The organism is Desmonostoc muscorum LEGE 12446 (assembly GCF_015207005.2).
GTDB lineage: Bacteria > Cyanobacteriota > Cyanobacteriia > Cyanobacteriales > Nostocaceae > Nostoc > Nostoc muscorum.
The window spans coordinates 5,892,867-5,917,594 of sequence record NZ_JADEXS020000001.1; the positions used below are offsets into that span (position 1 = coordinate 5,892,867).

A 24,728-nucleotide genomic window follows, 5' to 3' on the forward strand; every position below is an offset into this window, starting at 1 on the left:
GGAAACGCTATGTAGGCATAATCTTAAAAAATAAAGCTTTAAACCCAATTGCTATCTGAGGTTTAAAAGTTTTATTCTATTTTTCCAGAGCGAGAAAAGAGCAATTAATTTAAGCATCAAACTGGCATCACTTCCCGCACTTCAAGAGGTTCACCAGTCAAACTAAAAGCGCGAACTTCAGTAATTTTTACCTTCACCAACTGCCCTTTCAATTCTTTGATGTCGCCAGTGAAGAAGGTTAAACGATTACCACCTGTGCGTCCCATGACTTGAGTTTTATCTTTGGGGTTTTGCTCTTCTACTAGAACTTCTTCAATGCGTCCGAAGTAACGTTGCGATCGCTCGCTTGCTTTCACATTTACTAGATGATTTAATCTTTGTAGGCGATCGCTTTTAACTTCTTCACTCAGTTGATTGTCCCACAAAGCGGCGGGTGTTCCTGGACGTGGCGAATATGCGGCTGTATTTAACATGTCAAAGCCTATATCTTCCACGAGTTTCAAGGTATTTTCAAACTGTTGTTCTGTTTCCCCAGGAAATCCGACAATTGCATCGGCACTAATTGAGGCATCAGGCATATATCGCCGAATGGTATCAATGATTCGGCGATATTTTTCATGGGTATAACCCCGCGACATCGCCTTTAAAAGTTCATTATCGCCAGATTGAAAGGGAATGTGGAAGTGTTCGCAAACTTTGGGCAACTCAGCACAAGCCCGAATTAGTCTTTCAGTAAAATAACGGGGATGACTTGTAGCAAATCTTAATCTCTCAATTCCTGGTACATCATGGACGTAATAAAGTAAATCTGTGAAGTTATGCAGATGCCGTCCTTCTGGTGTGGCTCCTGGCAAATCTCTGCCGTAAGCGTCAATATTTTGACCGAGTAAAGTAACTTCTTTGTAACCTTGTCGTCCTAATTCTGTCATTTCTTTCCGAATAGCTTCTGGTGTGCGAGATTGTTCCACACCGCGCACATTGGGAACTACACAGTAGGTGCAGCGTTCGTTACAGCCGTAAATCACATTTACCCAAGCAGTGACTTTACTATCTCGTCGCGGCTGGGTGATATCTTCCATAATGTGAACTGGCTCGGTTGCCACAACTTGGTTACCCTCAAACACTGATTCCAGCAAATCTTTGAGGCGGTTGGCGTGTTGTGGCCCCATTACCAAGTCTAATTCTGGCACACGCCGCAACAGCGCTTCGCCTTCTTGTTGGGCAACGCAACCAGCAACAATCAAAGTTAAATCTGGCTGTTCGTGCTTGCGCTTGGCTTGCCTGCCAAGGTAGGAATAAACCTTTTGCTCGGCATTATCTCGAATTGTACAGGTATTGTAGAGAATCACGTCTGCATTATTGGGATCTTCCGACCATTCAAAGCCCATGTCTTCTAAAACGCCAGCCATGCGCTCTGAGTCAGCTTTATTCATCTGACAACCGAAAGTAGTGATATGATAGTGGCGCTTAGAAATGGTCATGAGTAATTATGCTTAATTAGCCTAATGTATATAAACTTTATTTCTATTTTATAACGCTCTGAAGAAATACAGGGAATGGGGAGTAGGGAATGGGGAAAGAAGGTGTTTGTTTCCTTCACAGCAGTTACGCAAAGGATAACGAAAGTAGCGGTAATACCCTGCGGGAAGGCGCTTTGCGTCTACGTGAATTACCGCTAGGCAAAAATAAGGTTTTCAGTCATATATTGCGTAAGTCCTGTGGAGATAATTGGCTCCTGGACAGAGCAAAATTGTCAGGAATCATTATTGTATTAATTTCAATCTCTCAGCATTAGAGAATGCTGATTAGAGATGGCGATCGCACTCATCAACATTCTCTTATTTTTGTTGAGAGTCAGTCGAAGAAACTTCAAATCGATAAACTCCAAAATTGTCCGGAGTAGTTCCCACAGTCAGCCATAATGGTTTGATTATTTACTCCATCGTTAATAATATCTAGACATTTATTCTTTCCCGTAAACTGGGTTTTCAAACGAAAAAATCCAGCAGATTGTGTAGGTTCTATTTTCCACAATTGTCCAGAAAAGTTACCACATGTAGCCATAATTGTTTTATTGTTTACTCCATCATTAATAATATCTAGACATTTGTTCTTTCCCGTAAATTGTGTCCGTAGATATAGGACTCCGATTTGATTTCTGAAAACATACTGAGACTGAAAAGCCCGTTTTATCTAGGGTTTTATCTGAAATCTTGTTCAGAAATCAGATATGAGTCCTATAGTAATATCCCTTATATTTACTAGGCTTTATACTCCATAACTGTCCAGAGAAGTTACCACACGCAGCCATCGTAAGTTTGTTGTTCAATCCATCGTTGATGATGTCTAAGCACTTATCTGAACCTGTAAACTGAGTTCGTAAACGAGAATCACTTGACTGAGCAGTTGCATTTTCTAGTAAAGGGAAAGTTACAAAAATGAATGCTATTGTACTTAATAAGGCAACTTTAGCCAAGCATCTGATACTTTTCTTCATGTATTTAAATAAAATCAGGTATTTTTGTTTGTTATCATCTCAAATTTGATGATTTTTTGCTAGTATTAGCAAATTACCAAATAAACAGAAGTAATGGACTTTGGATATTAATTATACTTGGAATAGTATTACAATTATTACAATTACAGAATCATTGAACTGCATTTAAGCTCTGTTTTGTTATTAACTAGCTCATGGAGTAACAGACAGAGGTAATATATGTGCGTTCATTGCAATACACCCTAGTACCGCCGTGAAGTCAAAGGTAAAAATAAAGACAGCGTAAGTGTTTCTTTGATTTGGAATGGGTTGTTTATTTCCCCGTGTCGTACTAGAGCCAAATACTGCTCAATTACTTGCGAGCAAAAACTTACTGCGATCGTCTACAATAAAATTCAGTAAAAATGCTTAATTGTATAATTTACAACTCTAATTTTGGATAAAATGTTGAATTATACTGTGACCATCAACAACAAAAGCCAAGACTCAAGGGCTATAGACGTTTATAAAATTAGATATTTGGGAATAATAGCTCATAAAGCAGCGATCGCAATTATTTGGATTATTGAGTAAATAAAAATACATTAGTATGTATTATGCCCAAAATTACTGTTTGTATTCCTACTTTTAATCGTATCTCTCTTTTGCCTTATGCGATCGACAGTGTATTTAATCAGTCAGAGCAAGACTTTGAACTAATTATTTGTGATGACGGTTCTACCGATGGTACACCTGAGTTAATGTCAGAGTACACAGATCATCGGATTAAATACATTCGTCATCCGCAAAATATTGGAAAAAGTAATAATATGCGCTCTGGTTTTGATGCTGCAAGGGGTGAATATTTTATTAAATTTGATGATGACGACCGACTAACACCTGATTTTCTCGCAAGTACAGCAGCTATTCTTGACCAAGATTCTAGTATTGATTTTGTTGGTACAGACCATTGGATAATTGATATTAACAATAACCGGGATGATTCAAAAACTCAGGAAAACTCTGATTGCTGGGGGAGAAATAATTTATCCGCAGGTGTTGTAGATAATTTGCTCGAAGTTGTATTTATTAATCAAAGCTTTCAAATTGGAGCAACATTATTTCGCCGTCAAACATTGCAAGAATTAGGATTTGTGCTGCCTAATATGCAAAATTGTGAGGATAATGATTTATTTGTAAGACTGGCTTTGGCTGGCAAAAAGGGTTATTATTTACCAGAGCTACTGATGGAATATCGTTACCATGCAGAGCAGCAAGGTATCAATAGAGCTATTCCTTTTTTGTTCGATAAAATTCGGTATTTAGAAAGTTATAAATTTGAATCTGAAGAACTAGAAAACATTAGGCAGTATCGTTTAAAAGAAACCCAATTATTATTAGGTTTGCGTTTAATTGAAAAGGGAGAAACGCAACAAGGCAGAGAGTTAGTTTTAGCAGGACAATCTTTTTCAACTGTTAAAGCTTGGACTGGTTTAGGGTTATCCTTGTTACCACTTGGGTTGCGAGGTAGGGCGTTTAATGCACTCCGACAGATGCAGGGTTAGACATTAGCATATTGCTGTGTAGGTTGGGTTGAGGAACGAAACCAAACTTTTTCGCGTTTTGTTGGGTTGAAAGAAGTGAAACCCAGCCTACAATTCTAATAACTTATTGACCATTCATCAATAATAGTCAAAATTGTTTTATCACCCAAGTTTTTAACAGATTTTACTACATCACGATAATCTTCAAACTCTTGCTTTGGTTTCTTGCGTCGAGCATCAAATATGTCTTTTGCAAGTTTTTCAGCCCCACGAATTCTAGAACGTTGTAACTTTCTAGATAACTCGTCTTTGTCCAAAGAGTTCAATAAACTAAGTGGATTACTCTGTTCACTGTTTTGGGGAATAAGGTTTTCAAGTTGCTTTAATTTACTATCTGTTGTCTGTCTTTCTTGCAAAATTTCTGACTTAAATTCATTGAATTGCTTCTCAAGACGTAATTCTAGATTTGCCAGACGTGGTTCTAACTTTGTTGTTTCAAGCTGTGGTGTTACTGGTTTATCAGAATAACCAATTGCTTTGAGAGATGCAATTTGCCTTAATGCTACATCCTCGTTTTCAGAAGATATAATTAAAGCACTAACCATGTCACCTTCAGTAAGGTTTTTTTCTCTAGCTCTTACAGCAGAATAGTACTCGAAATGCCCATCAACTACCTCATATTGTTCAAAGCCAGTCTTTTTTAGGACTAATGGTTTTAAAATACCTCCAGATTGTAGTATCAGGTCAGCAAGAATTTCTAAATCAGCTTCTTGAAAGTTTGAACGAGGAACATTAGAAGTAACACTCTCAACATCTACCATAAAAAACTTAATCATTATTGCATCCCCATTTTACTTAAAACTTCTATAGCTAAAAATTCAAACTCAGCGGCGGCTTGATTTGCAGAAGGTTCATTAAGAGCAAAATCAAGAATAGATTTTGGATCAGGTATTTCCATATTTCCCACTAATATAGTTTTATTAATGCAAGCAGATAAAGCTGTTCTTTCTGATATAGTACTATCCATGATTGGCATATTATAACGATCACTAATTACACTTTTGTGTTTTGCAAATGTGTATTTGAGATACTGAGCATTAGTAGAAATTTTAGATGGAAGAACACCCATAATAGTAATAGGTGGCTTTCCTAGACCTTCTTTATTTTCATTAACTTCTTGTTGAATAAAGTTTTTAACACTAGGTAATCCTTGGTTGGAAAATGGCTTTAAATCTGAAGGAATTATTAGGTAATCGGCAGCAGTTAAGGCAGCTTGTGCATATACATCTAGTGACGGAGGCGTGTCGATAATTACAATATCATATTCATTTTTTACTTTTTCTAGTTTTTTAGCTAGTCTAAATCGACTTGGCCCAGATTGGACAAGATTTTGCTGCAATCCAATCAAGGTAATATGTGAAGGGATAACATCAATTTCTGGATTGTTAAAAAACTTAGATTTGCAAACAATATCTGGAATAAACTTAATGTCGTTTTTTTCTAATAAATGATAAACATTGCAGTTTTTTAAATCATCATCTTCCTCAAATTGAAATTTAATCAATCCTGTAGCAAAAGTTGTATTTGCTTGAGCATCTATATCAATCAGAAGAACTTTTTTACCTTTCTTACTCAATGCAGCCGCTAAATTGATAGCAACTGTAGTTTTCCCTACGCCACCCTTATGATGGTAGATTGCAATTGTCTTCATTGAATATTGCCTCTTATTTTCAAGACTTAAATCATCTTCAGCTGTTTCAAACCCTGACTTATCTATAAACTGTTTTTCTCTCAGAGTATCTCTACCAATTAAACCTTTAATTTGATCTAACTTGATCTCAACTTCCTTACCAGAACATTGAAATACTTGCTGAATATCGTATTGCAATTTTTGATAAATTCTGATTTCTTTGCCATTGGTCAGCAACCCATACCTAACATTCAAACTTGTTAAATAATGCCTGAGTCGGGGGACATGATTATTTAAGTTTTGTTTGGGATGTTTTGCCTCCATCACAACACTCAGCGGTGAGTTGGCGTCTAAGACAAAGGGAATCACTTGTGCTGCAAATGCTAAGAAGTCTAAGCGAATGCTACCAATGGCAACTTCTTGATGCCAGGTGTCAGGAGTATAACCTAGCTGTGGTAACAAATATTGCACTATGAGTTTGCTTTCAACTTCACTTTCGTTACGGCACAGTTCAGGATTAAAAGGCAATATTTTTCTACCTCTAAATAATTACAATCATGGGCAAAACTTGATATTTGCCACTTTATCTTATAGCTTTTATTATTCTCAGTGATAAAAATCACTAACAACAATGTAAATTTTGATGACACGCCCTAGTATATTCACTGTTAAAATAACCCTTGTTAAGAGCTAACGATATTCCAAATTAACAAGCTAAGTCGGTATTTCCCTATTGCCGTGGTAAATGGCTAAAATCGAAGTGTCTAGTTAACGTATTTGCCCTAAAGGTTTTGGCTACTGTATCTTGTCCCCGCTGCCATCAACTGATTGATAGTCAAGCTATTAGTTGTCCCTCTTGTCGGATAACACTCAAAGCTTACGGTCATCCCGGTATTCCCTTGCACCGTGCAATTGGGGACGGCTATCTGTGCGACACCTGTACTTATCACGCTGATGATACTTGCAATTTTCCCCACCGTCCCTATGCCAAAGATTGTACCCTCTACCAAAATATTGAAGAGACAAAGTTAGATTTAGAACAGCAGCATTACTCCAAGAGTTTTGCGGTAACTGTAAAAACTTGGCTAAAACGCAATCAGACTTTGCTATTGCTATTGGGTTTATTGTTATTCTGTTTGCTGTTTGTTATATCAACATCTTAATTTGTGTTTTTCGGAGAATGGGGACTGGGGACTGGGGACTGGGGACTGGGAAAGAATTACTTTAATCGTAATTACTAATATCTAATTTCTAGTCCCTAGTCTCTAGTACAGCACGGCATAAATAAACCTACGATTCAAAATGGCGCAAAAGCTGAGAATACAATTCTTTTGACTTTTGACTTTTGACTTCCGCGCAGCGGTACTAGTCCCCAATCCCCAATCCCCAATCCCTCAAGCTGTGGTGATTTTGGGAGTTTCAGCATTAGGCTCAACTACTACAGGTAGTGGTTCTTCTTCAAATACGGCTAAGTCGAACCAAAAAGTTGTACCAATGCCAACTTCACTCACCAGATGAACTTTACTACGATGCCTGTCGATGATGTTTCTGACAATCGATAAACCTAAACCTGTGCCTTCTAGGGTGTGAACTCGGTTTTCTACGCGAAAGAAGCGTTCAAAAATTGAATGTTGGTCTTCTGTGGCAATACCAATTCCAGTGTCGGAAATTTCAATTCGCACTGGTGGAGATTGGGCGTGATTAGGTTTAAAATCTAGTTGGTAGGCGCGGATTGCCACTTTACCGCCAGCTTTTGTGAATTTAAGGGCATTACCAATCAAATTACCAAATACTTGTACCAACAAATCATAATTACCTACTACGAAGGGCAAATTAGGAGCAACTTCTTGAATGAGTTCAACACATTTATCTTTAGCATTTAGTTGGTAAGTACGCAGTGTTTGCTCGATCGCTTGGGCTAAATCCACTCCATCAAAGCTATAATTCCGACCAGATTCGAGTTTTGACAAGTCTAAAACATCGTTAACTAAGCGAGTCAGGCGATCGGTTTCATGGTTCACTGTTTGCAGAAACTCTTGGCGTTCTTTGACGCCCAAGTCTTCGCCGTAGTCATGCAAGGTTTCAATATAGGTTTTGATGTTGAATAGAGGCGTTCGCAGTTCGTGAGAAACGTTGCTGATAAATTGGCTTTTGGCTTCGTTTAATTCAACTTCGCGGGTGATATCTTGGACGGTAATGGCAATGCCTTTGATGCTTTCTCGTTGCAAGTTGAGTACTGTAGTCAAGAGAATCCGAATTGTCCGGTGGATGGGTTGGTTGAGAAAAATCCGGAATTCGGCGCTTTCACATTCGCCTGCGGCCATTTCGTACAAAGGGCGAGTGATTTCCATTTGTACTGCTGGGGGTAAGTGATGCAACACATTGTGGCCTACCACTTCAGCGGCTTCCCAACCAAAAATTCGCTGGGCTGTGGGGTTGACTAAAATCACCTGCATATTGTTATCGATCAACACAGCACCATCAGCGATGGTGGAAACTAGAGTTTCTAGCTTGGCTTTTTCTGCGGTGAGTTCTTCGATATTTTGTTCTTCATAGCGCTCTAATCGCTCTGCCATTTCATTAAAGCTTAAAATTAATTCCCCCAGTTCGCCCCCTAAAGGTAAATCAATCCGCTGCTTGAAATTCCCAGTCGCAATTTGCTTCACGCCCACCAGCAGTTCTTTAATTGGCTTGGTGATGGTCAAAGCGTTAATCACTCCTGCCAAAATTACCATTACCCAAATGGTGATAAATACGGCAATGGTGACATCACGGGTAAAATTGGTGGAGATGACAGCAGTTTGATTGGGATTAATACCGATCGCTAATACACCCAAGTATTTTTCATTGACGATCAAGGGAATAAATACATCGGTAACTGTCCCAGATGGGGTTGTATGTTGCCGCACCATCGGCTTTTCCCCATCTCCAGGATAATCCTCTGGCAGTTGTATCCGCCGCTCAATGGTGAGGGAGTTTTCTACCTCCTGTTCCCAAAAAGGAATGCCAAAAAAGATTTTCCCAGTTTCATCGGCATAAAGCATATAACGCACACTAGAGGTGCTGCTATAGAAGCGTTGGGAAAATTGGGCAACCTCAGTCAGATTATTATCAGCGACTAAGGGGGCAACGTTGGCAGCAAGCAGCAGTCCCAAATCACGCCCGAAGCGGGTGTCATTCATCCGTGCATCCTGCTGAATGGTGTTCACAGCCCAGAAGGTCAAACCACTCATCACCAACGAAACTACCATTGTCGCCACAGCCAGCAGTTTGGTCTGGAGGGTGAACTCAGACCACCAACTGGCGATCGCATCTCGAATTGTTTTTAACAGAGCTAGCATCTTAAATAAAGTTGTTAGTAGTCCTTGTTATAAACCCCAACAACTAAAAAATTAACAGTTAATTTGACAAATATGTTAGGAATTGGGCATTAAGCATTGGGCATGGGGCATGGGCATTACCCTAAGATGCTACTGCAAAATCTGTGTATTGCCGCATCTTCGGCTCATGGAATGCTAAGACTATATCCTCCTTGGGAACACCTGCACGAACTAGATCAGTTGCGATACCATCTTCAGTCCAATCTTCCTCGATCCAGAATTTGCTATCTCGAAGCCGAACGTAGACGGTCATACCAGTAATGCGTTCGCCATTTTGCCAACCAAGGTTCATCCAAATATAGTGACCCTTTGGCTCATCCATAATCAAGAATTTTTCGATGTCTCGGTTAGAACGACGGTTACATGTTTCTACGTAGTCATTCAAGATACGCTTAATTATTTTTGGATACTCAGTTAATTTATCCATTCTGCGATCTCCTCTGTATCTGTATCGACGACAATGAGTGGAAGTTGATGTTTGTTGAGGATGAGTTTAATCACATCCTGCTTGAAAAAGCTTTTGTAAGCGATCGCACTAACAGCAAGATAAAGTTTACGGTCTGGCGCTGTTTCCTCTAAAAGATAACGATAGATGTCGTACTGACCCAGAGCCTCTTTCAAATCTTGTATCTTTGATGCACCAACAAAGCTCTTGGCTTCAACAACAAGTTTTTGCCCATTTCGTTCGGCCGCAATGGGGCGTTCGGCACCCAGATCGGCGTATAACGTTGTTCTGCGATACTGAATTACGTAAGGATCATCTGTAATCGTCCAGCCGTCCTTCATCAGCGAGTTTTTTACTGCGTTGTGGATAATGTCTAACTTGGGCATAGCTTAAGTATAAGTCAGCCTCGCTGGCTAATGGAAACCAGGGCTAACCTTATAACTTATGGGTGTTGCTCCCCCTGTTTCCCACTCAGTACTCTATGACCAATATCTCTCCGGTAATATATCCCCTTAAATTGAATATATTTGATCCCTGCATAGGCTTGGGCGATCGCTTGCTCAAAATCTGCTCCAATTCCAGTTACATTTAGTACCCGTCCCCCATCTGTCACTACTTGTTGTTGCTGGTTCAATTTCGTCCCTGCATGAAATACAGTTGCTCCGGCTTTTTCTGCTTCTCCAATGCCAGTAATCACCTGATTTTTCTCATATTCTCCTGGATAACCGCCAGATGCAGCGACAACTATGGCAGATGCTCCTGTTTTCCAAGCAATGGGCGGCAATTCGCCTAAGCGCTGCTGTACGCAAGCTAACAGCAATTCTTCTAAAGGTGTGTCTAACAGTGGCAAAATCACCTGGGTTTCAGGATCGCCAAAGCGACAGTTAAATTCCAAAACTTTGAAGTCGCCATTGGGTGCAACCATTAACCCAGCATACAGTACACCACGGTAGTCGATGCCTTTGGATTTTAAGGAGGCGATCGCTTTTTCTAAAACTTCGGTTTGAACGCGTGCCATTAACTCTGGTGTGGCAATGGGTGTAGGCGCATAGGCTCCCATCCCGCCAGTATTTTCCCCCGTATCGCCTTCACCAATCCGCTTATGGTCTTGAGCTGGCAGTAAAGGTCTAATTGTTAACCCATCCGTTAATGCTAAAACCGATACCTCTTGCCCAATCAAACATTCTTCAATGACCACAAATTCACCAGCACTGCCAAATTGTCCCTGAAAAATCGCGTCAATGGCACTCTGGGCTTGTGCAACTGTTTCAGCCACCGTTACACCCTTACCAGCCGCCAAGCCATCAGCTTTGACAACAATTGGCGCTCCCTGAGATTTTACGTAAGATTTTGCTGCTGCTGCCTCAGTAAATACCGCTGACCGCGCCGTGGGAATCCCGGCTTCTTGCATCAGGGCTTTTGCCCAAGCTTTACTCGCCTCAATCTGCGCTCCTGCTCTGACTGGGCCAAATACCATCAGTCCTTTGTCTTGGAGATAATCTGTGATTCCTTTAGCCAGGGGAACTTCTGGACCGACTATCACCAGAGTTATGCCATCTTCTAAAGCGTATCGGCTTATACCCTGAAAATCATCCACTGCTAGGGGCAAGTTCTGGCAACCTTCCATAATTGCTGTGCCCCCGTTCCCTGGTACACAAACAACTTGCTCAATTTGCTCAGACTGTAGCAGTTTCCATGCCAGAGCGTGTTCGCGCCCCCCATTCCCTACAATTAAAACTTTCACTGATTTCCTCGTGCGTTCCTTGCGAAACGAGAATGCCCTATTCGGCTCTCGCGGATCAATTTTTCCATTAATTCTCACACTTGTGCAAGTCCCCTGATGAGTTGCATTCAATGGGAAGATGAGGTAGTGGGGGAGGCGGGGAGCAATGCGATTTTGTGAGGTAGGTAAGCAGGGGAGGCAGGGGAGGCAGGGGGAGAGAAAGAAATTAAATATATTCCATACTATTTTAGTAGTAAAAATTACTATTCTTCTTTACTCCCCCTGCTCCCCCTGCTCCCCCTGCTCATTAGACGACGATCTCACTTTTTCGCGTTGCTCCCGGGAGGCAGAGGAGCAGAGGGGAAAATATTAAACTCCCAACTCAGCACTCCCAATGACTAATGCTATTAATAGGAAAAACTCAATAAATATACTGAAACATTTTAATCAAAACTAATTTTTAAGTATTTTTAATGATTTTTGACAATTGAAATCATTAGTAAAAAAAATTCTTCTTAGGTAATGACGATTATTGGTTACAAGTATTAACCTGTGAATGTAGAGATTAATTAAAATATCAAAGAATAGGCAACATGGGTAAAATTATCGTCACTGGAGTCGCTGGTTTTATTGGTTCTCATCTAACAGAAACATTGCTGCAACAAGGAGAAGAAGTCATTGGAATTGATGAATTCAATGATTACTACGATCCGATGTTAAAGTATAAAAATATTGCACAGTTGAATAGAACGCCGGGCTTTACATTAATTGAAGGAAATATTCAGTTTTTAGATTGGCATAAACTCCTTGCAGGTGTTGATGTAGTTTATCATCAAGCGGCACAAGCAGGTGTAAGGGCGAGTTGGGGTAAAGGTTTTGGAAGTTACACAGAACGAAATATTAACGCTACACAAGTCTTGCTAGAAGCAGCTAAAGATGCTAAAAATCTCAAAAGGTTAGTGTTTGCCTCTTCGTCGAGTGTATATGGTGATGCGGAAACGTTACCTACACACGAGGGAATTTGTCCCCACCCAGTTTCTCCCTATGGCATTACGAAGCTAGCGGCTGAGTTTTTGTGTGGACTGTATCACAAAAACTTCGGTGTGCCATCTGTGTCATTGCGCTATTTCACAGTTTATGGCCCCAGACAACGCCCAGATATGGCATTTCATAAGTTTTTTAAGTCGATTTTGCAGGATGAGGCGATTCCAATTTACGGCGATGGACAGCAAACGCGAGAATTTACATTTGTTAGTGATATTATCGCCGCTAATTTAGCCGCAGCGATCGCACCTGAGGCGGTGGGAGAAATCTTTAATATTGGCGGCGGAAGTCGGGTAGTTTTAGCAGAAGTCTTGGATACAATTGAACAAATAGTTGGCAAACCAATCAAAAGAAACCACATAGAAAAAGCGATGGGAGACGCCCGTCACACTGCTGCTGATATATCTAAAGCTCAGAAAATTCTCGGATATCAGCCGCAAGTCTCCTTGAGAGAGGGTTTGATACAAGAATGGGAATGGGTGAAATCTTTGTACTAATAAAGTATTTCCTATCCTCCTAATTTTCTTTTTAGGAACTTCCAAAAAATAAATTATCCCAAATTATTTGTACATTTGTTGGGTAGGACAGCTGTGCTACCCAACGTTCGCGGAGCGTCCCGCAGAGATGGGATGTTTTTTATTGGAAGTCCCTTAATAAACAATACGGTTCGGTTAAGGTTTTTTGATGGAAATTCTATATCTAAAGACGCGATAAATCGGCGTCTCTACACGCGATAAATCGGCCTCTCTACAAGCAAATCCATCGCTGTTGCTTAATTTTAGAGGTGTCTAGAATCAAGGCGATCGCCTCTATAATTAGTTCAATCCATAGCTTAATACCTACAACTCTATTCCCATGATTGAAATTCATCAATGGTGCTACGAATGAGGGCAGTTATTTGAGCGCGACGGGTTTCAAAATTGGCGGCGATATAAATCAGTAAAATACCAAGTAGCAAGCCAACAACCCATTTTAAAAAAGAGTACTGTAAGCTGAAGATTACTGATTGATAGATAGTAGTAATTAAAAAAGTGGCTGTACCAATGTAGAGAAAAGCCCGCACTCGCAAAGCTAATCCGGCAAAAATGGCGATGAGGCTAAAAATTCCCGGTATCCAAGGCGTGTTTTGATGAAACAAAATTGCCCACCCACAAATTAAACCGCTGCCTAGCAAGCGGAGGCTATGACGAACTGTTTTAGATTCTGCTAGTCTCAGTTGGGTATCTACTTGAGCAATATAAAGTAGTGATAAGCCAATTGGTGTTACATACCATAAAGCATCGCGCAGATTTAAGTCATAAAACCAACGGTACAGCGCCCAATCAATCAACGCTACACTAACGTAGGTAAAACGGATGTTTGCACCCACAATGCTCAAGAAGATGTAAAATCCAGCAGTGAGTACCAAAGTGATTGGATAAATTTGCAGCCTAGTTTGCCATAAAATCAATAGTGGTAGAACGTATGCAGCTTGTTGCCAAGGTCTTTTAGACCAACCCCAAGTTTCCCAAGGTAAGATGTACAGAAAATAGGCTGCTACAGAGGCGATCGCACCATTCCAAGGAAGTAATTGTGTAGCAAATAATCTTCCTATTGGCATTTCGTACAATAAAATACTGATAAAGCCCGCCTCTAACAAACCCAGATAAACCCAGATTTCATCTATTGTTATACTCGACGCTGTTGCCAAGGTAGATTGGGGCGATCGCTTTCCCTGAAAAATCGCATAGCGAATCAAAAATACCCCAGTTCCTAATCCCACTAAACGGTTAACTCCAATGGGAACAGCAAGGGCAGCCATTAAGAGGCAGCTACTCCAAGCCCAGTGAATATCAGCGATTCCTTTGAGTTCTTGGGGAGTTAAGCGTAAGTAGCCCATTAGCCAAGGCGACAGAATGCGATAGGCATACATAATACTGGCGCCAAGGGCAGACATGGCAATCAATCCATCACCTAATGCTCCTCCTGAGGCTTGTAACATTTGATAAAACAAAAGTTCATAGGCAGAAATTGATACGCCAATGATTCCTAAATACAGCAGGGGTTTAAAGTCTTCACGGCGTCGCCCCACACCAATAATTATTAAAGCTACACCCAAGGAAAATAAACCCGTCCACTCGGTGAAGGTGTTTACACGCAAAAATACACTAAATACACCATAAATTATTGGCAGGATGTGAAAGCTGCTAGGAAGCCTTTCTAATTGATGTCGTCGCCGCCACCACTCTCCCACAAGCTGAGCAAGTAAACCCAAGGCGATATTTGCGATCGCCATCCTAATAATCGATCGCTCCCCAAACCCTAACGCTTGGGCTGTCAACAATTCCAAACACCAACCAATGCCATAAAATGCCCAATTTGTTGGTTGTCGCCAACTGCGATAGACAATGCCTGCCAAGGTGATACCAGTGGCAGCTAAATACAAAAATCCGGAATTAGTCACCCCTTGGTAAATCAGCACTGAGTGCAGCGTCAAACCAAACAACTCATAACCACACAAAGCGATCGCCCATTTATCGCTGGCGGCTGCATAGATAAGTGCTAATTCGTTACCACGCCGCCTCAGTGCTGTGCGGATTAACCATAAACTAAAAATGGCGATCGCTCCGATAACAAACCAACCAGCCACCGCCAGACGAGGCAAACCAGGCACACCCGTCCACAGCAGCACTCCAATAAAACTTAAAATAAATCCTTCCGTGATGATCGCAGATACTTGGTTTCGTAAATCCCGCGTATTTATCAACATTAGCCCCGCACCCACCGCCAAACCGATTAATCTGGTTCCTGGTAGCTGTAAAGTAAGTAACTGGGCAATTCCCACAGCCAAGATACTTAAATAACGGGTAATAGTGCGATTCTCTATACTTGTGGCATTGGCAACTCCTGTGAGAGCTATGGGCGTAACTAACCAAATAACTCCCCAATAAGCTCTGGTATCAGCCACACCATACCAAGATGATTCTGCATTCATCCACAAGAGGAAAAAACTAGCGGCGGCTAGTCCTAAACCCATGTCCCATGCACTGCGTCGCCATAATCCATTTCCGAGGCTAAATATCCATTCTGCAACCATCAAAGCCAATAAAATGGTTGCCCAGATTTGTCTACTGAGTGTTGGTATTGACCAATAAATGATAGAGCAAAATGTCAATACGCCAATGATATGAGTTAGGTATATCAGAGGAGCGGATGAGGCAGAGCGCCGTTTGGTGACAATGGCGAGGGTGATGGTGGAAAATAGCAGATTTAGCGATCGCAAGGCGGGATTGACTAGAGCGATGGTTGTGAGAAAAGCTCCTAATAATAAGGTAAGTAGTTCGCCAAACTTGGCCAATTCTCGCCTTTGGGCGCGATATAAATTATCTGTAAGCGCCACCATCAAAATTACGTAGGGAAATAAGGCTACACCCAGCAACGCCCAAGGTTGATTTTGAGAATTTGTGAGTTGGGTGGCAGTAGCGATCGCCAATTTCTGTAAGCTATCAGGTACTAACCGCCAAAAGAGCCAAATTGTCTGTAAACCAATGACGAAAACTGCTGTGAAATCAACCTTTAACCCGTACCGCCCCAAGCGATTTGCTAAAAACCACAAACCCAAACCACTCACAGCTATAGCTTGCCAGGGATAATTAATTACTGAAACCAGCCAACCCAGCAAGAGTAAAATCGCACCAAGTCTTTCCCAGAGTAGGGGGGATGAGGGAGATAAGGGGGATATTACTGTTGCTTCCTCATCTCCCCCTGCCCCCTGCCCCCTGCCCCCTGCCCTCTCCCTTCCCTGCTGTGCTAACCAAGTCACCAACCAGCCGCAAATGCCAATGGCTAAGCCTAGTTGGGTGACATTTACGCCAGCAACAAAAATTGCCCGCACTAGCAGGATGATTAAAGCATAAATAATTACTGTAGCAAGTAAACTAATACTTAAATTGTGGCGATCGCCTGGATTTTCCACCTGTGGGTAGCGATTATCGACAACGGTAATGATGGTTGTAGCTATCATTGCCAGATAAACGGCAATTAAGGGAAATCCCCTTAATTGCCAACCCCAATGCAGATAACTCAGCCCTAGAATATTTACTATAGGTAATTTAGCGGTATATAAATTAGGAAAAATAGTCCGATTTTTGGAGATTAAAACAGTAATAGCAGTTAGGGTAGGACAGGCGATCGCAGCGACAATCCAATTCAAAGGATTTTGCCATAACCCAAAGCTATCCATAGCCCAAAAGTTCACTGGCACTAACAAAAGAGTGACGATCAGTAATGTCTGAGCTGTCAATCTCAAGTTGTTTTGCCTAGTCGCCCAAAAGCTTAACCCCCAAAAACTCAAAGTATAAGCAAATAAAACTCCATACTGTCCAGAAGCAGGAAATTTCTCCCATTGACTAGCAGCCAGTACCCCAGAGGACACCACTACCAAAAATACCCCTAGAAAAAGCAGCCAACGGACACTCAATTCTGCCCCTAGTGACTGCAACATTGTACTGATAAAGTTGGGTTGAGTTGGTGTTTCTGGCGGTTGTCTACGGCTAGTAGCTTGTAAAGCTCCTACAGGCAACTGTTCTACTGGATCTGAAGTTGTAAATATTACCTTAGGTTCAGCTTCAACCTGGGGTTGTAACACCACCGTACAAACGAGAAATTCTCGGCATAGCTGTCTAACTTGGGAATCGGATATCAAACCCAAACCTAGCCATATCTCAAGTCCTTCTAATAACTGAGGATGGGAAGACGGAAGTCTGATTTCAATTTTTAGCGGACGATCAAGGGGCGATGACATAAGCTGAGATCATAGAGGTATATACTTAAATCATGGATTTAATTAAAGTATATTTTTGCTCTAATTGTGCCACTTATGAGGCCAATTGATATTAATTTTTAACCTAAGTCTACTGTAGGTTTCACCTTTGAGCCTCTCAACCGCTAGATGTTCAACTACTCTTACGTTTCGGTGGATTTTGTTATTTTCCAGAGTGATGTGTTTATCTGTTGTAACTTTGAGTTATAAATTTTCTCAATTCCAGCTTTTAAAAACTCAGAAGGCTTGAACAAGAATACGTCACTAAATCCACTAGTAACCTTTGGTAACTCATTTGGAGCTACAAGTTGAAATGTCAGTTTTGGATCGACCAAATGACCAAGTATTAATGGAGCTATGCTATCGTCGTTGATTATAAGTGGTTTCTCAGTTTGATCGACAAAGTTAGCAGTTTTCAGATAATCTTGGAATCTTTCAGGATTTTTGTTCCACCATATAATGGCTTGAGAACTGATAGTACAAGATAATATTCCGGTGACCACTACCATGAATAATACAAGTGACCACAGCTTTTTTTGCCAATTTTTAAGATAAATAGATGTGATTTTAGTAGTAAATAGGTAAGCACAAGCTAACTGGATACCTAAAACGCAGGGAAGGGTATATCGAGTGGTACCGTATCCCTTATGAAAGACAAAATCCGCCACCGCGAGGGGAAACCCTACAGACCCAATCAAGGTTAAGACAAATAACCAAACTTTTTTAGAACTTCTTCGACAGAGAAAATAAATTGAGTAGACTATTAGAATTAAAATAATTAAAATTAAAGGCATTAAAGCGATCTGAACTGCTTTTGGATCGCTAGGACTAACCCCTAAATCAAGAAAGGAACGACTAATAATCCCAGACCACCTGATAGCTGAGGTCAAGAATGTTTGTTTAACATTTGCCCAAGTTACTGCTTCTGGCTGAGGATGGGTATAAATAATCCAAAACCAGGGTGCAAAAGTAATCGCCCCTGCAAAGAATGAAACCGAGAAAGAAATCAACGTTTTGCTCAATCGGAAACGTTCGATTGCAACTACATAAATTACCTGTCCAAGAGCAACAAAGCAAAAAAGTATATGACTATAAAACGCTAGTGGTAATGTTGCTGCATAAATGCACCAACTAATCTTTGTTTTCAGGCGCATGGCTCGTAGTAGTGCTGCGCTCGATATTAAAATGGCTACTATCCATAAACTGTATGCTCGTGCTTCTTGTGCGTATATGACGTGGACGGGTGAAATAGCTACCAACCCCATCGCCATCCACCCTATTCGTGAAGACTCAAATAATTCTTTGCATAACCAATAAATACAAGGAAAGGTAAACAGACTAACAAACGCTGAAAAACTTCTCGCTACTGCTACAGAATTGCCAAAACACTGTAACCAAAATCGGGTCATCAAGACGTGTAGCGGCAAAATCTGCGAGTCTTCTAAGACTATGCCTTTAATTACATCAGCTGTGGTTTTTTGACGATTAGGATACTGGTATTGATGCAAATCTTCTACACTGACTAAATCACCATCAAGTAACTTTTTATCAAGTTCTACGCGTGTATATCCAGATATGCGTAATGATGTGAAAACTTCATCACCCCAATACAATTTTTTCTCCAGATTAACGAAACGAAAACACACACCTATTACTAATAGGATGACAATTAAAAAACGAAACAAAGATGCTGAAGTCAAAAGATTCACTGATAATTTTTTTTTCATACAGTTTTCAATCCTATTAAACCCTTAGTAAAGGGGGGTATAAAATTTTATTTTTCTCTATTCAAAATAAAGACTTCTTAGCATACATTTTGCTTCCAATGTTACTCTAAGAAGTCTGATAGATTACTACAATTATTTCATGCTAAATAACCGCCAAATCTACTTTCAAGTTCAGCCATAAATTGAAAATCATGTATATTTTTACTTCAAATATAAATAGTAATTATTACAGTACAATCTCATTATATTAAATTACATATATAAATAAATATTTTAGGCAAAAGTCTTGTGTATTCGCATAATGAGTTTTAAGGATTTTGCTACTTTTGCTAATATACTTAGGCAATCAATGAAATTGCTTAGGTATTATCTTATAGTACAAATTACTCAACATATAAAATACTTCTGTCAAAAATAATAATATTTCATGAAATTTTTATAAAGTAAGTATAAAGAAGCCCTTGGATCAGTGCTATGGTGATCGGCTTTGATTTTGAACTTATTTGCTCCCGTCAGGGAATAGTGAATCAGCCTGTTGGAGGTGAGGGCGAGTTTTTCAGGCAATCAAATAGGAGTCTAGGACTCAATACTGCACGCTTTGTGAATATTCCTAGGTTGGGTTGAGGCAATGCGTTACCCAACAAATCCCGCAAAATGTTGGGTTACCCTGCGGGATCTTGCTACGTTCCTCAACCCAACCTACAGAATCTTTATTTTTTAGCCTTAACCGAGCAGTATTGCAACCTTATGGGATTTTTAAAGGGTTTTGCTGAAGTTGACACCAATTTAGTTAACCTGTTGCACATATGATGCATATGAGTATCCTATCTGATAGTCATCTGATACTATTTAGTTACATAGCAAGCTATTGCATCCACATCAAATTACCAAGTGTTTGCATTAGTTCTATTGTTTTTGTCCCCTTAGCTAACCATATCTGCCAAAAGCCGTCTGTTTCATCAGAGGGCTTTTATTTACTTTCACCTGGTATTAAAAACTCCCCGCTAGGGGAGTCAAATATTAGTTGATTGCCCGCATCGCTTAATATCCTTAATCATTAATATTTAATTTTTTTCTCCTTGAATTTATTTCATACTTTTATACCTTTACCCCAATTTTATGAGAGACAATTTATAAAGTAAATCTTAAGTAGGGTGGTTACGCTAAAGCGGTAACGCACGCAATACAAGATGGTGCGTTAGGCGCAGTTCATATTTCTCGCGATCATTAATCTCAAAATATGCGCCTAACACAACGCCAGTTGCTACCCTACGGGTTCTCCGAAGGAGTACAAGCCGGGAAAGCCGTCCAACGCACTGGCTCCCCTACAATAATTTTATTTTTACTTTATAAATATTTAAGATTTAACTTAAAGACTCAATTTCTTTCTTAATATTATTGCGGGCAGATGGTTCAGCAAATTCCAACATTAAAGGTGTAAAGTAGATACCTGGCCGCTGTAAAAATCCTTGTAAAAACTGCCGACGGGCTGCGATATATTCTGCTTCTGACACCCAGGCATATTCCTGGCGAATGGCATCAGAGTATTCTGGATAGTCAACTGAGTTAGTAGCCAAAATTGCTAAATCTGCATCAATTAGGACTTGGCTATCACAATCATCTGCGGCAGCTTGGTGGTTTTTAGTGTTCAGAATTAAGCGGCTGACGGTAGCTACAGTACTTTCTGGAATGCCCAAATGACTCAGCAACTCAAAAGCATAGTCTGCACTTTTTTCTTCATTATCTTGAGCCTTAGTGTCATAAACTACATCGTGAAACCAGCCACCAAGTAGAACAGCAGGTAGGTTGTTTGTGTAGCCATGTAAAATCTCAATTGTGCTGAGGACATGATGAATGTGTTTGAGTGTATGGTAGTAGCGATCGCTGGTAGAGTAAGCTGCAACCAAGTGACTAAAGGCTTTATCAGCCGCTACTTCGTCAACGCCAAAAGGTTGCAGTGTGCGTTGCCAATTAGAAAATAAGATACGCGTGAGGTTTTCTGTAGACATAGCGTTAGTATCCCCACTCCTAGTATGACTGAGCTAAAGTCTTGTGCTGCAACATCTGTCCGATCAAGTTAAAAATATATCAACAAAAGGATAACACTTGTCAGTGGTTGAATAGGGTATGGGAAGGGGACGCAAAGACGCGGGGACGCGGGGAAGGAAGAAGATAGAGGGACAAAGGCAAAGACTTACTGCAAGTTTTCTCCTTGTCCCCATCTCCCTCATCTCCCTCATCTCCCTCATCTCCCCCACCTCCCTCATCTCCCCCACCTCCCCACCTCCCCACTCCCCACTCCCCAATATAGTGACAGCTAAAATTAAAGCGTCAAAATAGAAGACACAGGTTTTGTACAAAAAGCCTTGCCTTGATTAAGGAGTTTATTATCAGTGGTATTACAAGTACAAACAAGCACCTACGAAGCTAAAACCCAAGAAATTGCTAAACAACTTCTAGCAGCTACCCAAGAAAATCGTTCGTTTTTTGCTTCCCTGCGAGATCAAATGCGTTGGGATGATAAATTACTAGCTTGGGCAATGAGTAATCCTGGGTTGCGGGTGCAATTATTTCGGTTTATAGATACACTACCTGCTTTGCATAGTAAATCAGAAATTGCCTCTCATTTACAAGAATATTTAGGGGATGAGTCTGTAGAATTACCCTCAGCTTTGAAGGGAATGCTAAACTTTGCTAACCCCGATTCTGTACCAGGACAAGTTGCTGCCACAACCGTTGGTACAGCGGTTGAAACTCTTGCTCATAAATATATTTCTGGGGAAAATATTAAACAAGTCATCAAAACAGTTGAACGCCTGCGAAAAGAAAAAATGGCTTTCACCATTGATTTACTTGGTGAAGCGGTAATTACTGAAGCTGAAGCGCAATCTTATCTAGAACGCTATCTAGAATTAATGCAACAATTGGTGGAAGCATCGAAGAATTGGACAGTCATACCGGCGATTGATGAGGCAGATGGCGAATCCCTACCAAAAGTCCAGGTTTCTGTTAAGTTAACGGCGTTTTATTCGCAATTTGACCCATTAGATGCTAAAGGTAGTGAAGAACGAGTTAGCGATCGCATTCGTATTCTCTTACGTCGTGCCAAAGAATTAGGCGCAGCTGTGCATTTTGATATGGAACAGTATGCCTATAAGGACATAACTCTGAATATCTTGAAAAAACTTTTACTGGAAGAAGAGTTTCGGCAACGCACAGACATTGGCATGACAATCCAAGCATATTTGCGTGATAGCGAGGAAGATGTTAAAAACGTGATTTCTTGGTTAAAACAGCGCGGTTATCCCCTAACAATCCGTTTGGTGAAAGGCGCATATTGGGATCAAGAAACTATTAAAGCAGCACAGAAGCACTGGTCACAGCCAGTTTACAATGATAAAGCGGCAACTGATGCTAACTTTGAAACTATCACTCAGTTATTGCTAGAAAATCATCAATATGTTTATTCTGCCATTGGTAGCCATAATGTGCGATCGCACGCTCGTGCCATTGCTATAGCCGAAAGCTTAAATGTCCCCCGCCGTCGCTTTGAATTGCAAGTCCTCTACGGTATGGGTGATAAAGTCGCCAAGGCTTTGGTTGATAGGGGTTATCGGGTTAGAGTTTACTGCCCTTACGGTGAATTATTGCCTGGAATGGCATATTTGATTCGGCGATTGTTGGAAAATACCGCTAATAGTTCTTTCTTGCGACAAAATCTCGAAAATCGTCCGATTGAGGAACTCTTAGCAGCGCCATCTGTCAAAAACGCAGAGACTGAAAATTTCCCCGCGTCAGAGCGTCCTCCCATCCCCACGTCCTCTTCTTTCTTCGGTGCGCCGGATACGGATTATGCCCAGGAGGAGGGGAGAAGAAAGGCGACAGAAGCTTTCCAAAGGGTTCGTCAACAGTTGGGTAGAACTTATTTACCGTTGATTAACGGGGAGTATGTTAACACGCCGCAATTTGTTGATTCTCTCAATCCTTCTAATTTCAGCGAGGTAGTTGGGAAAGTCGGATTAATTAGTGTTGAACAAGCCGAACAGGCGATGCAAGCTGCGAAGGCGGCGTTTCCTGGGTGGCGCAAAACACCAGTTGGGGAACGCGCTAGGATTTTGCGAAAAGCGGCTGATTTGATGGAAGAACGCCGCGCTGAACTTTCCGCTTGGATGGTTTTGGAAGTTGGAAAACCCGTTAAGGAAGCTGATGGAGAGGTTTCTGAGGCGATAGATTTTTGTCGCTACTACGCTGATGAAATGGAACGGTTAGATAAAGGTGTGATTTACGACATACCCGGTGAGACTAATCGTTATATTTACCAGCCACGAGGAATTGCTGTGGTGATTTCTCCTTGGAATTTTCCGCTGGCGATCGCTTGTGGAATGACTGTTGCAGCTTTAGTTTCCGGCAATTGTACTCTCCTTAAACCTGCGGAAACATCTTCTGTAATTACCGCAAAACTCACAGAAATCTTGATCGATGCTGGTTTTCCTAAAGGTGTATTTCAATACGTACCTGGTAAGGGTTCCCAAGTCGGCGCTTATTTGGTAAATCATCCAGATACTCATGTAATTGCTTTTACTGGTTCTCAGGAAGTAGGGTGTAGAATTTACGCAGATGCAGCAACCCTCAAACCTGGACAAAAGCATATGAAGCGAGTAATTGCGGAAATGGGCGGTAAAAATGCAATTATTGTCGATGAAAGTGCTGATTTAGACCAAGCAGTTGTTGGGGTAGTGCAGTCAGCATTTGGTTACAGCGGACAAAAATGTTCTGCTTGTTCGCGGGTGATTGTGCTGCAACCGATTTATGATGCCTTTGTGCAGCGGTTGGTGGAAGCGACTAAATCTCTGAACATTGGGGAAGCAGAGTTACCTAGTACCCAAGTGGGGCCGGTAATTGATGCCAATGCCCGCGATCGCATCCGCGAGTATATTGAGAAGGGTAAGGCAGAATCACAACTAGCCTTGGAGTTACCAGCACCGGAACACGGATATTTTATCGGCCCTGTGATTTTTAGTGAGGTATCGCCAAATGCGGTAATTTCCCAGCAAGAAATTTTTGGGCCTGTGCTGGCGGTAATTCGCGTGAAAGATTTCCAGGAAGCTTTAGGAGTCGCTAACGGGACTAACTACGCCTTGACTGGAGGACTTTATTCTCGAACCCCTTCCCACATTCAGCAGGCACAAACAGAATTTGAAGTCGGGAATTTGTACATCAACCGCACTATCACAGGTGCTATAGTTGCACGGCAACCCTTTGGTGGATTCAAGCTTTCGGGAGTAGGTTCTAAAGCCGGAGGCCCTGATTATCTACTGCAATTCCTGGAACCACGGGCAATCACAGAAAATATTCAGCGTCAAGGTTTTGCACCAATTGACGGAGTTGATTAAGGTATAGAATTAGGTGGGGTTTTTCCCACCTTTTTTGATATATTAAGACCAGAGAAAGTTTGATGAGTAATTTAGTCATAAAAATTGCTAAAATACCTGAAGAATTTCCAGCGATCGCCGCAATTAGAAAATCTGTTTTTCAAGATGAACAAGGGGTAGATCCCGCTTTAGAGTTTGATGGCAAAGATGAAATCTCTGACCATTTAATAGCTTATTTAGATGGGAAAGTTGTGGGTACTACCAGAATTAGATATTTAGATGATAAAACTGCCAAGATAGAAAGACTTGCTGTTTTGTCTACAGTCAGAGGGCAAGGTATTGGTAAGAAAATCATGGAAAATGCACTCTCGTTTCTAGCTAGAAAAAATATTCGAAAAGTTGTAATTCATTCTCAAGAGTATGTCAAAGGTTTATACCAAAAATTGGACTTTGTAGAAGAAGGCGAAACATTTGAAGAAGCTGGTATTTGTCATGTAAAAATGATTAAAAAATTTTCCTAAATGAA

16 protein-coding genes are annotated in these 24,728 nt (G+C 40.9%); 5 read left to right on the plus strand and 11 right to left on the minus strand.

Annotated features, from left to right (window positions below):
* Positions 1 to 116: 116 nt before the first annotated feature.
* Together miaB and IQ276_RS25010 are read right to left on the minus strand one after the other, a co-directional pair.
* Positions 117 to 1,481, minus strand: coding sequence for a tRNA (N6-isopentenyl adenosine(37)-C2)-methylthiotransferase MiaB (miaB, locus tag IQ276_RS25005; RefSeq protein WP_193917753.1), 1,365 nt, complete (start codon positions 1,479 to 1,481; stop codon positions 117 to 119).
* Between the two features lie 388 nt (positions 1,482 to 1,869).
* Positions 1,870 to 2,193, minus strand: a complete 324-nt coding sequence (locus IQ276_RS25010) for an RICIN domain-containing protein (protein WP_309245643.1) — start codon at positions 2,191 to 2,193, stop codon at positions 1,870 to 1,872.
* 900 nt (positions 2,194 to 3,093) lie between these two features.
* Here IQ276_RS25010 and IQ276_RS25015 point away from each other — a divergent pair.
* Positions 3,094 to 4,041, plus strand: coding sequence for a glycosyltransferase family 2 protein (locus IQ276_RS25015; protein WP_193917751.1), 948 nt, complete (start codon positions 3,094 to 3,096; stop codon positions 4,039 to 4,041).
* Between the two features lie 95 nt (positions 4,042 to 4,136).
* Here IQ276_RS25015 and IQ276_RS25020 read toward each other — a convergent pair whose 3' ends face one another.
* On the minus strand, positions 4,137 to 4,856 hold the full coding sequence (locus tag IQ276_RS25020) for a ParB N-terminal domain-containing protein (RefSeq protein ID WP_235115946.1): 720 nt from the start codon (positions 4,854 to 4,856) through the stop codon (positions 4,137 to 4,139).
* Positions 4,856 to 6,238 (minus strand): AAA family ATPase, encoded by a 1,383-nt coding sequence (locus IQ276_RS25025; protein ID WP_193925521.1) that lies wholly within the window; start codon positions 6,236 to 6,238, stop codon positions 4,856 to 4,858. Before IQ276_RS25025 ends, IQ276_RS25020 begins: the two co-directional genes overlap by 1 nt.
* A gap of 263 nt (positions 6,239 to 6,501) precedes the next feature.
* Here IQ276_RS25025 and IQ276_RS25030 point away from each other — a divergent pair, with 263 nt between their 5' ends.
* The gene (locus tag IQ276_RS25030) at positions 6,502 to 6,873 is read left to right on the plus strand and encodes a zinc ribbon domain-containing protein (RefSeq protein WP_235115947.1); all 372 of its coding nucleotides are present in this window, start codon (positions 6,502 to 6,504) and stop codon (positions 6,871 to 6,873) included.
* A 231-nt stretch (positions 6,874 to 7,104) separates the two neighbouring features.
* Here the strand turns inward: IQ276_RS25030 and nblS are convergent, their stop codons facing one another.
* The 4 genes from nblS to purD form a co-directional block, all read right to left on the minus strand.
* Positions 7,105 to 9,051, minus strand: a complete 1,947-nt coding sequence (gene nblS, locus IQ276_RS25035; RefSeq protein WP_193923385.1) for a two-component system sensor histidine kinase NblS — start codon at positions 9,049 to 9,051, stop codon at positions 7,105 to 7,107.
* 121 nt (positions 9,052 to 9,172) lie between these two features.
* Positions 9,173 to 9,517 carry a XisI protein gene (locus IQ276_RS25040; RefSeq protein ID WP_193923394.1) on the minus strand — a complete coding sequence of 115 codons (345 nt, stop codon included), beginning with the start codon at positions 9,515 to 9,517 and terminating at the stop codon, positions 9,173 to 9,175.
* Entirely contained in the window at positions 9,505 to 9,921 is a 417-nt protein-coding gene (locus IQ276_RS25045) for a XisH family protein (protein ID WP_190880536.1), read from the minus strand. Before IQ276_RS25045 ends, IQ276_RS25040 begins: the two co-directional genes overlap by 13 nt.
* A 56-nt stretch (positions 9,922 to 9,977) precedes the next feature.
* On the minus strand, positions 9,978 to 11,279 hold the full coding sequence (gene purD, locus IQ276_RS25050; RefSeq protein ID WP_235115948.1) for a phosphoribosylamine--glycine ligase: 1,302 nt from the start codon (positions 11,277 to 11,279) through the stop codon (positions 9,978 to 9,980).
* Positions 11,280 to 11,851: 572 nt separating this feature from the next.
* On the opposite strand from purD, the gene IQ276_RS25055 reads away from it, so the two are divergent.
* Positions 11,852 to 12,799: an NAD-dependent epimerase/dehydratase family protein gene (locus tag IQ276_RS25055; RefSeq protein ID WP_193923137.1), complete on the plus strand. Its 948-nt coding sequence runs from the start codon at positions 11,852 to 11,854 to the stop codon at positions 12,797 to 12,799.
* Between the two features lie 350 nt (positions 12,800 to 13,149).
* On the opposite strand, the gene IQ276_RS25060 is transcribed toward IQ276_RS25055, so the two are convergent.
* The 3 genes from IQ276_RS25060 to IQ276_RS25070 all read right to left on the minus strand — a co-directional run bounded on the left by IQ276_RS25060 (position 13,150) and on the right by IQ276_RS25070 (position 20,839).
* On the minus strand, positions 13,150 to 17,085 hold the full coding sequence (locus IQ276_RS25060; protein WP_235115949.1) for a DUF2157 domain-containing protein: 3,936 nt from the start codon (positions 17,083 to 17,085) through the stop codon (positions 13,150 to 13,152).
* A 161-nt stretch (positions 17,086 to 17,246) separates the two neighbouring features.
* Positions 17,247 to 18,830, minus strand: coding sequence for a glycosyltransferase family 39 protein (locus tag IQ276_RS25065; protein ID WP_193922764.1), 1,584 nt, complete (start codon positions 18,828 to 18,830; stop codon positions 17,247 to 17,249).
* Between the two features lie 1,364 nt (positions 18,831 to 20,194).
* Positions 20,195 to 20,839, minus strand: a complete 645-nt coding sequence (locus tag IQ276_RS25070) for an HD domain-containing protein (protein ID WP_235115950.1) — start codon at positions 20,837 to 20,839, stop codon at positions 20,195 to 20,197.
* A gap of 384 nt (positions 20,840 to 21,223) precedes the next feature.
* Between IQ276_RS25070 and pruA the strand changes: the two genes are divergently transcribed.
* Both pruA and IQ276_RS25080 read left to right on the plus strand, forming a co-directional pair.
* The gene (gene pruA, locus IQ276_RS25075) at positions 21,224 to 24,223 is read left to right on the plus strand and encodes an L-glutamate gamma-semialdehyde dehydrogenase (RefSeq protein WP_193915407.1); all 3,000 of its coding nucleotides are present in this window, start codon (positions 21,224 to 21,226) and stop codon (positions 24,221 to 24,223) included.
* A gap of 62 nt (positions 24,224 to 24,285) precedes the next feature.
* Positions 24,286 to 24,723: a GNAT family N-acetyltransferase gene (locus IQ276_RS25080; protein ID WP_193915410.1), complete on the plus strand. Its 438-nt coding sequence runs from the start codon at positions 24,286 to 24,288 to the stop codon at positions 24,721 to 24,723.
* The last annotated feature ends 5 nt before the right edge of the window (positions 24,724 to 24,728 follow it).

What these genes read in the sequence shown, in the direction of transcription:
- miaB (WP_193917753.1), bottom strand. Translation starts at nt 1,481, where the DNA reads ATGACCATTTCTAAGCGCCACTATCATATCACTACTTTCGGTTGTCAG.
- IQ276_RS25080 (WP_193915410.1), top strand. Translation starts at nt 24,286, where the DNA reads ATGAGTAATTTAGTCATAAAAATTGCTAAAATACCTGAAGAATTTCCA.
- IQ276_RS25065 (WP_193922764.1), bottom strand. Translation starts at nt 18,830, where the DNA reads ATGAAAAAAAAATTATCAGTGAATCTTTTGACTTCAGCATCTTTGTTT.
- IQ276_RS25060 (WP_235115949.1), bottom strand. Translation starts at nt 17,085, where the DNA reads ATGTCATCGCCCCTTGATCGTCCGCTAAAAATTGAAATCAGACTTCCG.
- IQ276_RS25040 (WP_193923394.1), bottom strand. Translation starts at nt 9,517, where the DNA reads ATGGATAAATTAACTGAGTATCCAAAAATAATTAAGCGTATCTTGAAT.
- IQ276_RS25055 (WP_193923137.1), top strand. Translation starts at nt 11,852, where the DNA reads ATGGGTAAAATTATCGTCACTGGAGTCGCTGGTTTTATTGGTTCTCAT.
- IQ276_RS25045 (WP_190880536.1), bottom strand. Translation starts at nt 9,921, where the DNA reads ATGCCCAAGTTAGACATTATCCACAACGCAGTAAAAAACTCGCTGATG.
- IQ276_RS25015 (WP_193917751.1), top strand. Translation starts at nt 3,094, where the DNA reads ATGCCCAAAATTACTGTTTGTATTCCTACTTTTAATCGTATCTCTCTT.
- IQ276_RS25020 (WP_235115946.1), bottom strand. Translation starts at nt 4,856, where the DNA reads ATGATTAAGTTTTTTATGGTAGATGTTGAGAGTGTTACTTCTAATGTT.
- nblS (WP_193923385.1), bottom strand. Translation starts at nt 9,051, where the DNA reads ATGCTAGCTCTGTTAAAAACAATTCGAGATGCGATCGCCAGTTGGTGG.
- IQ276_RS25070 (WP_235115950.1), bottom strand. Translation starts at nt 20,839, where the DNA reads ATGTCTACAGAAAACCTCACGCGTATCTTATTTTCTAATTGGCAACGC.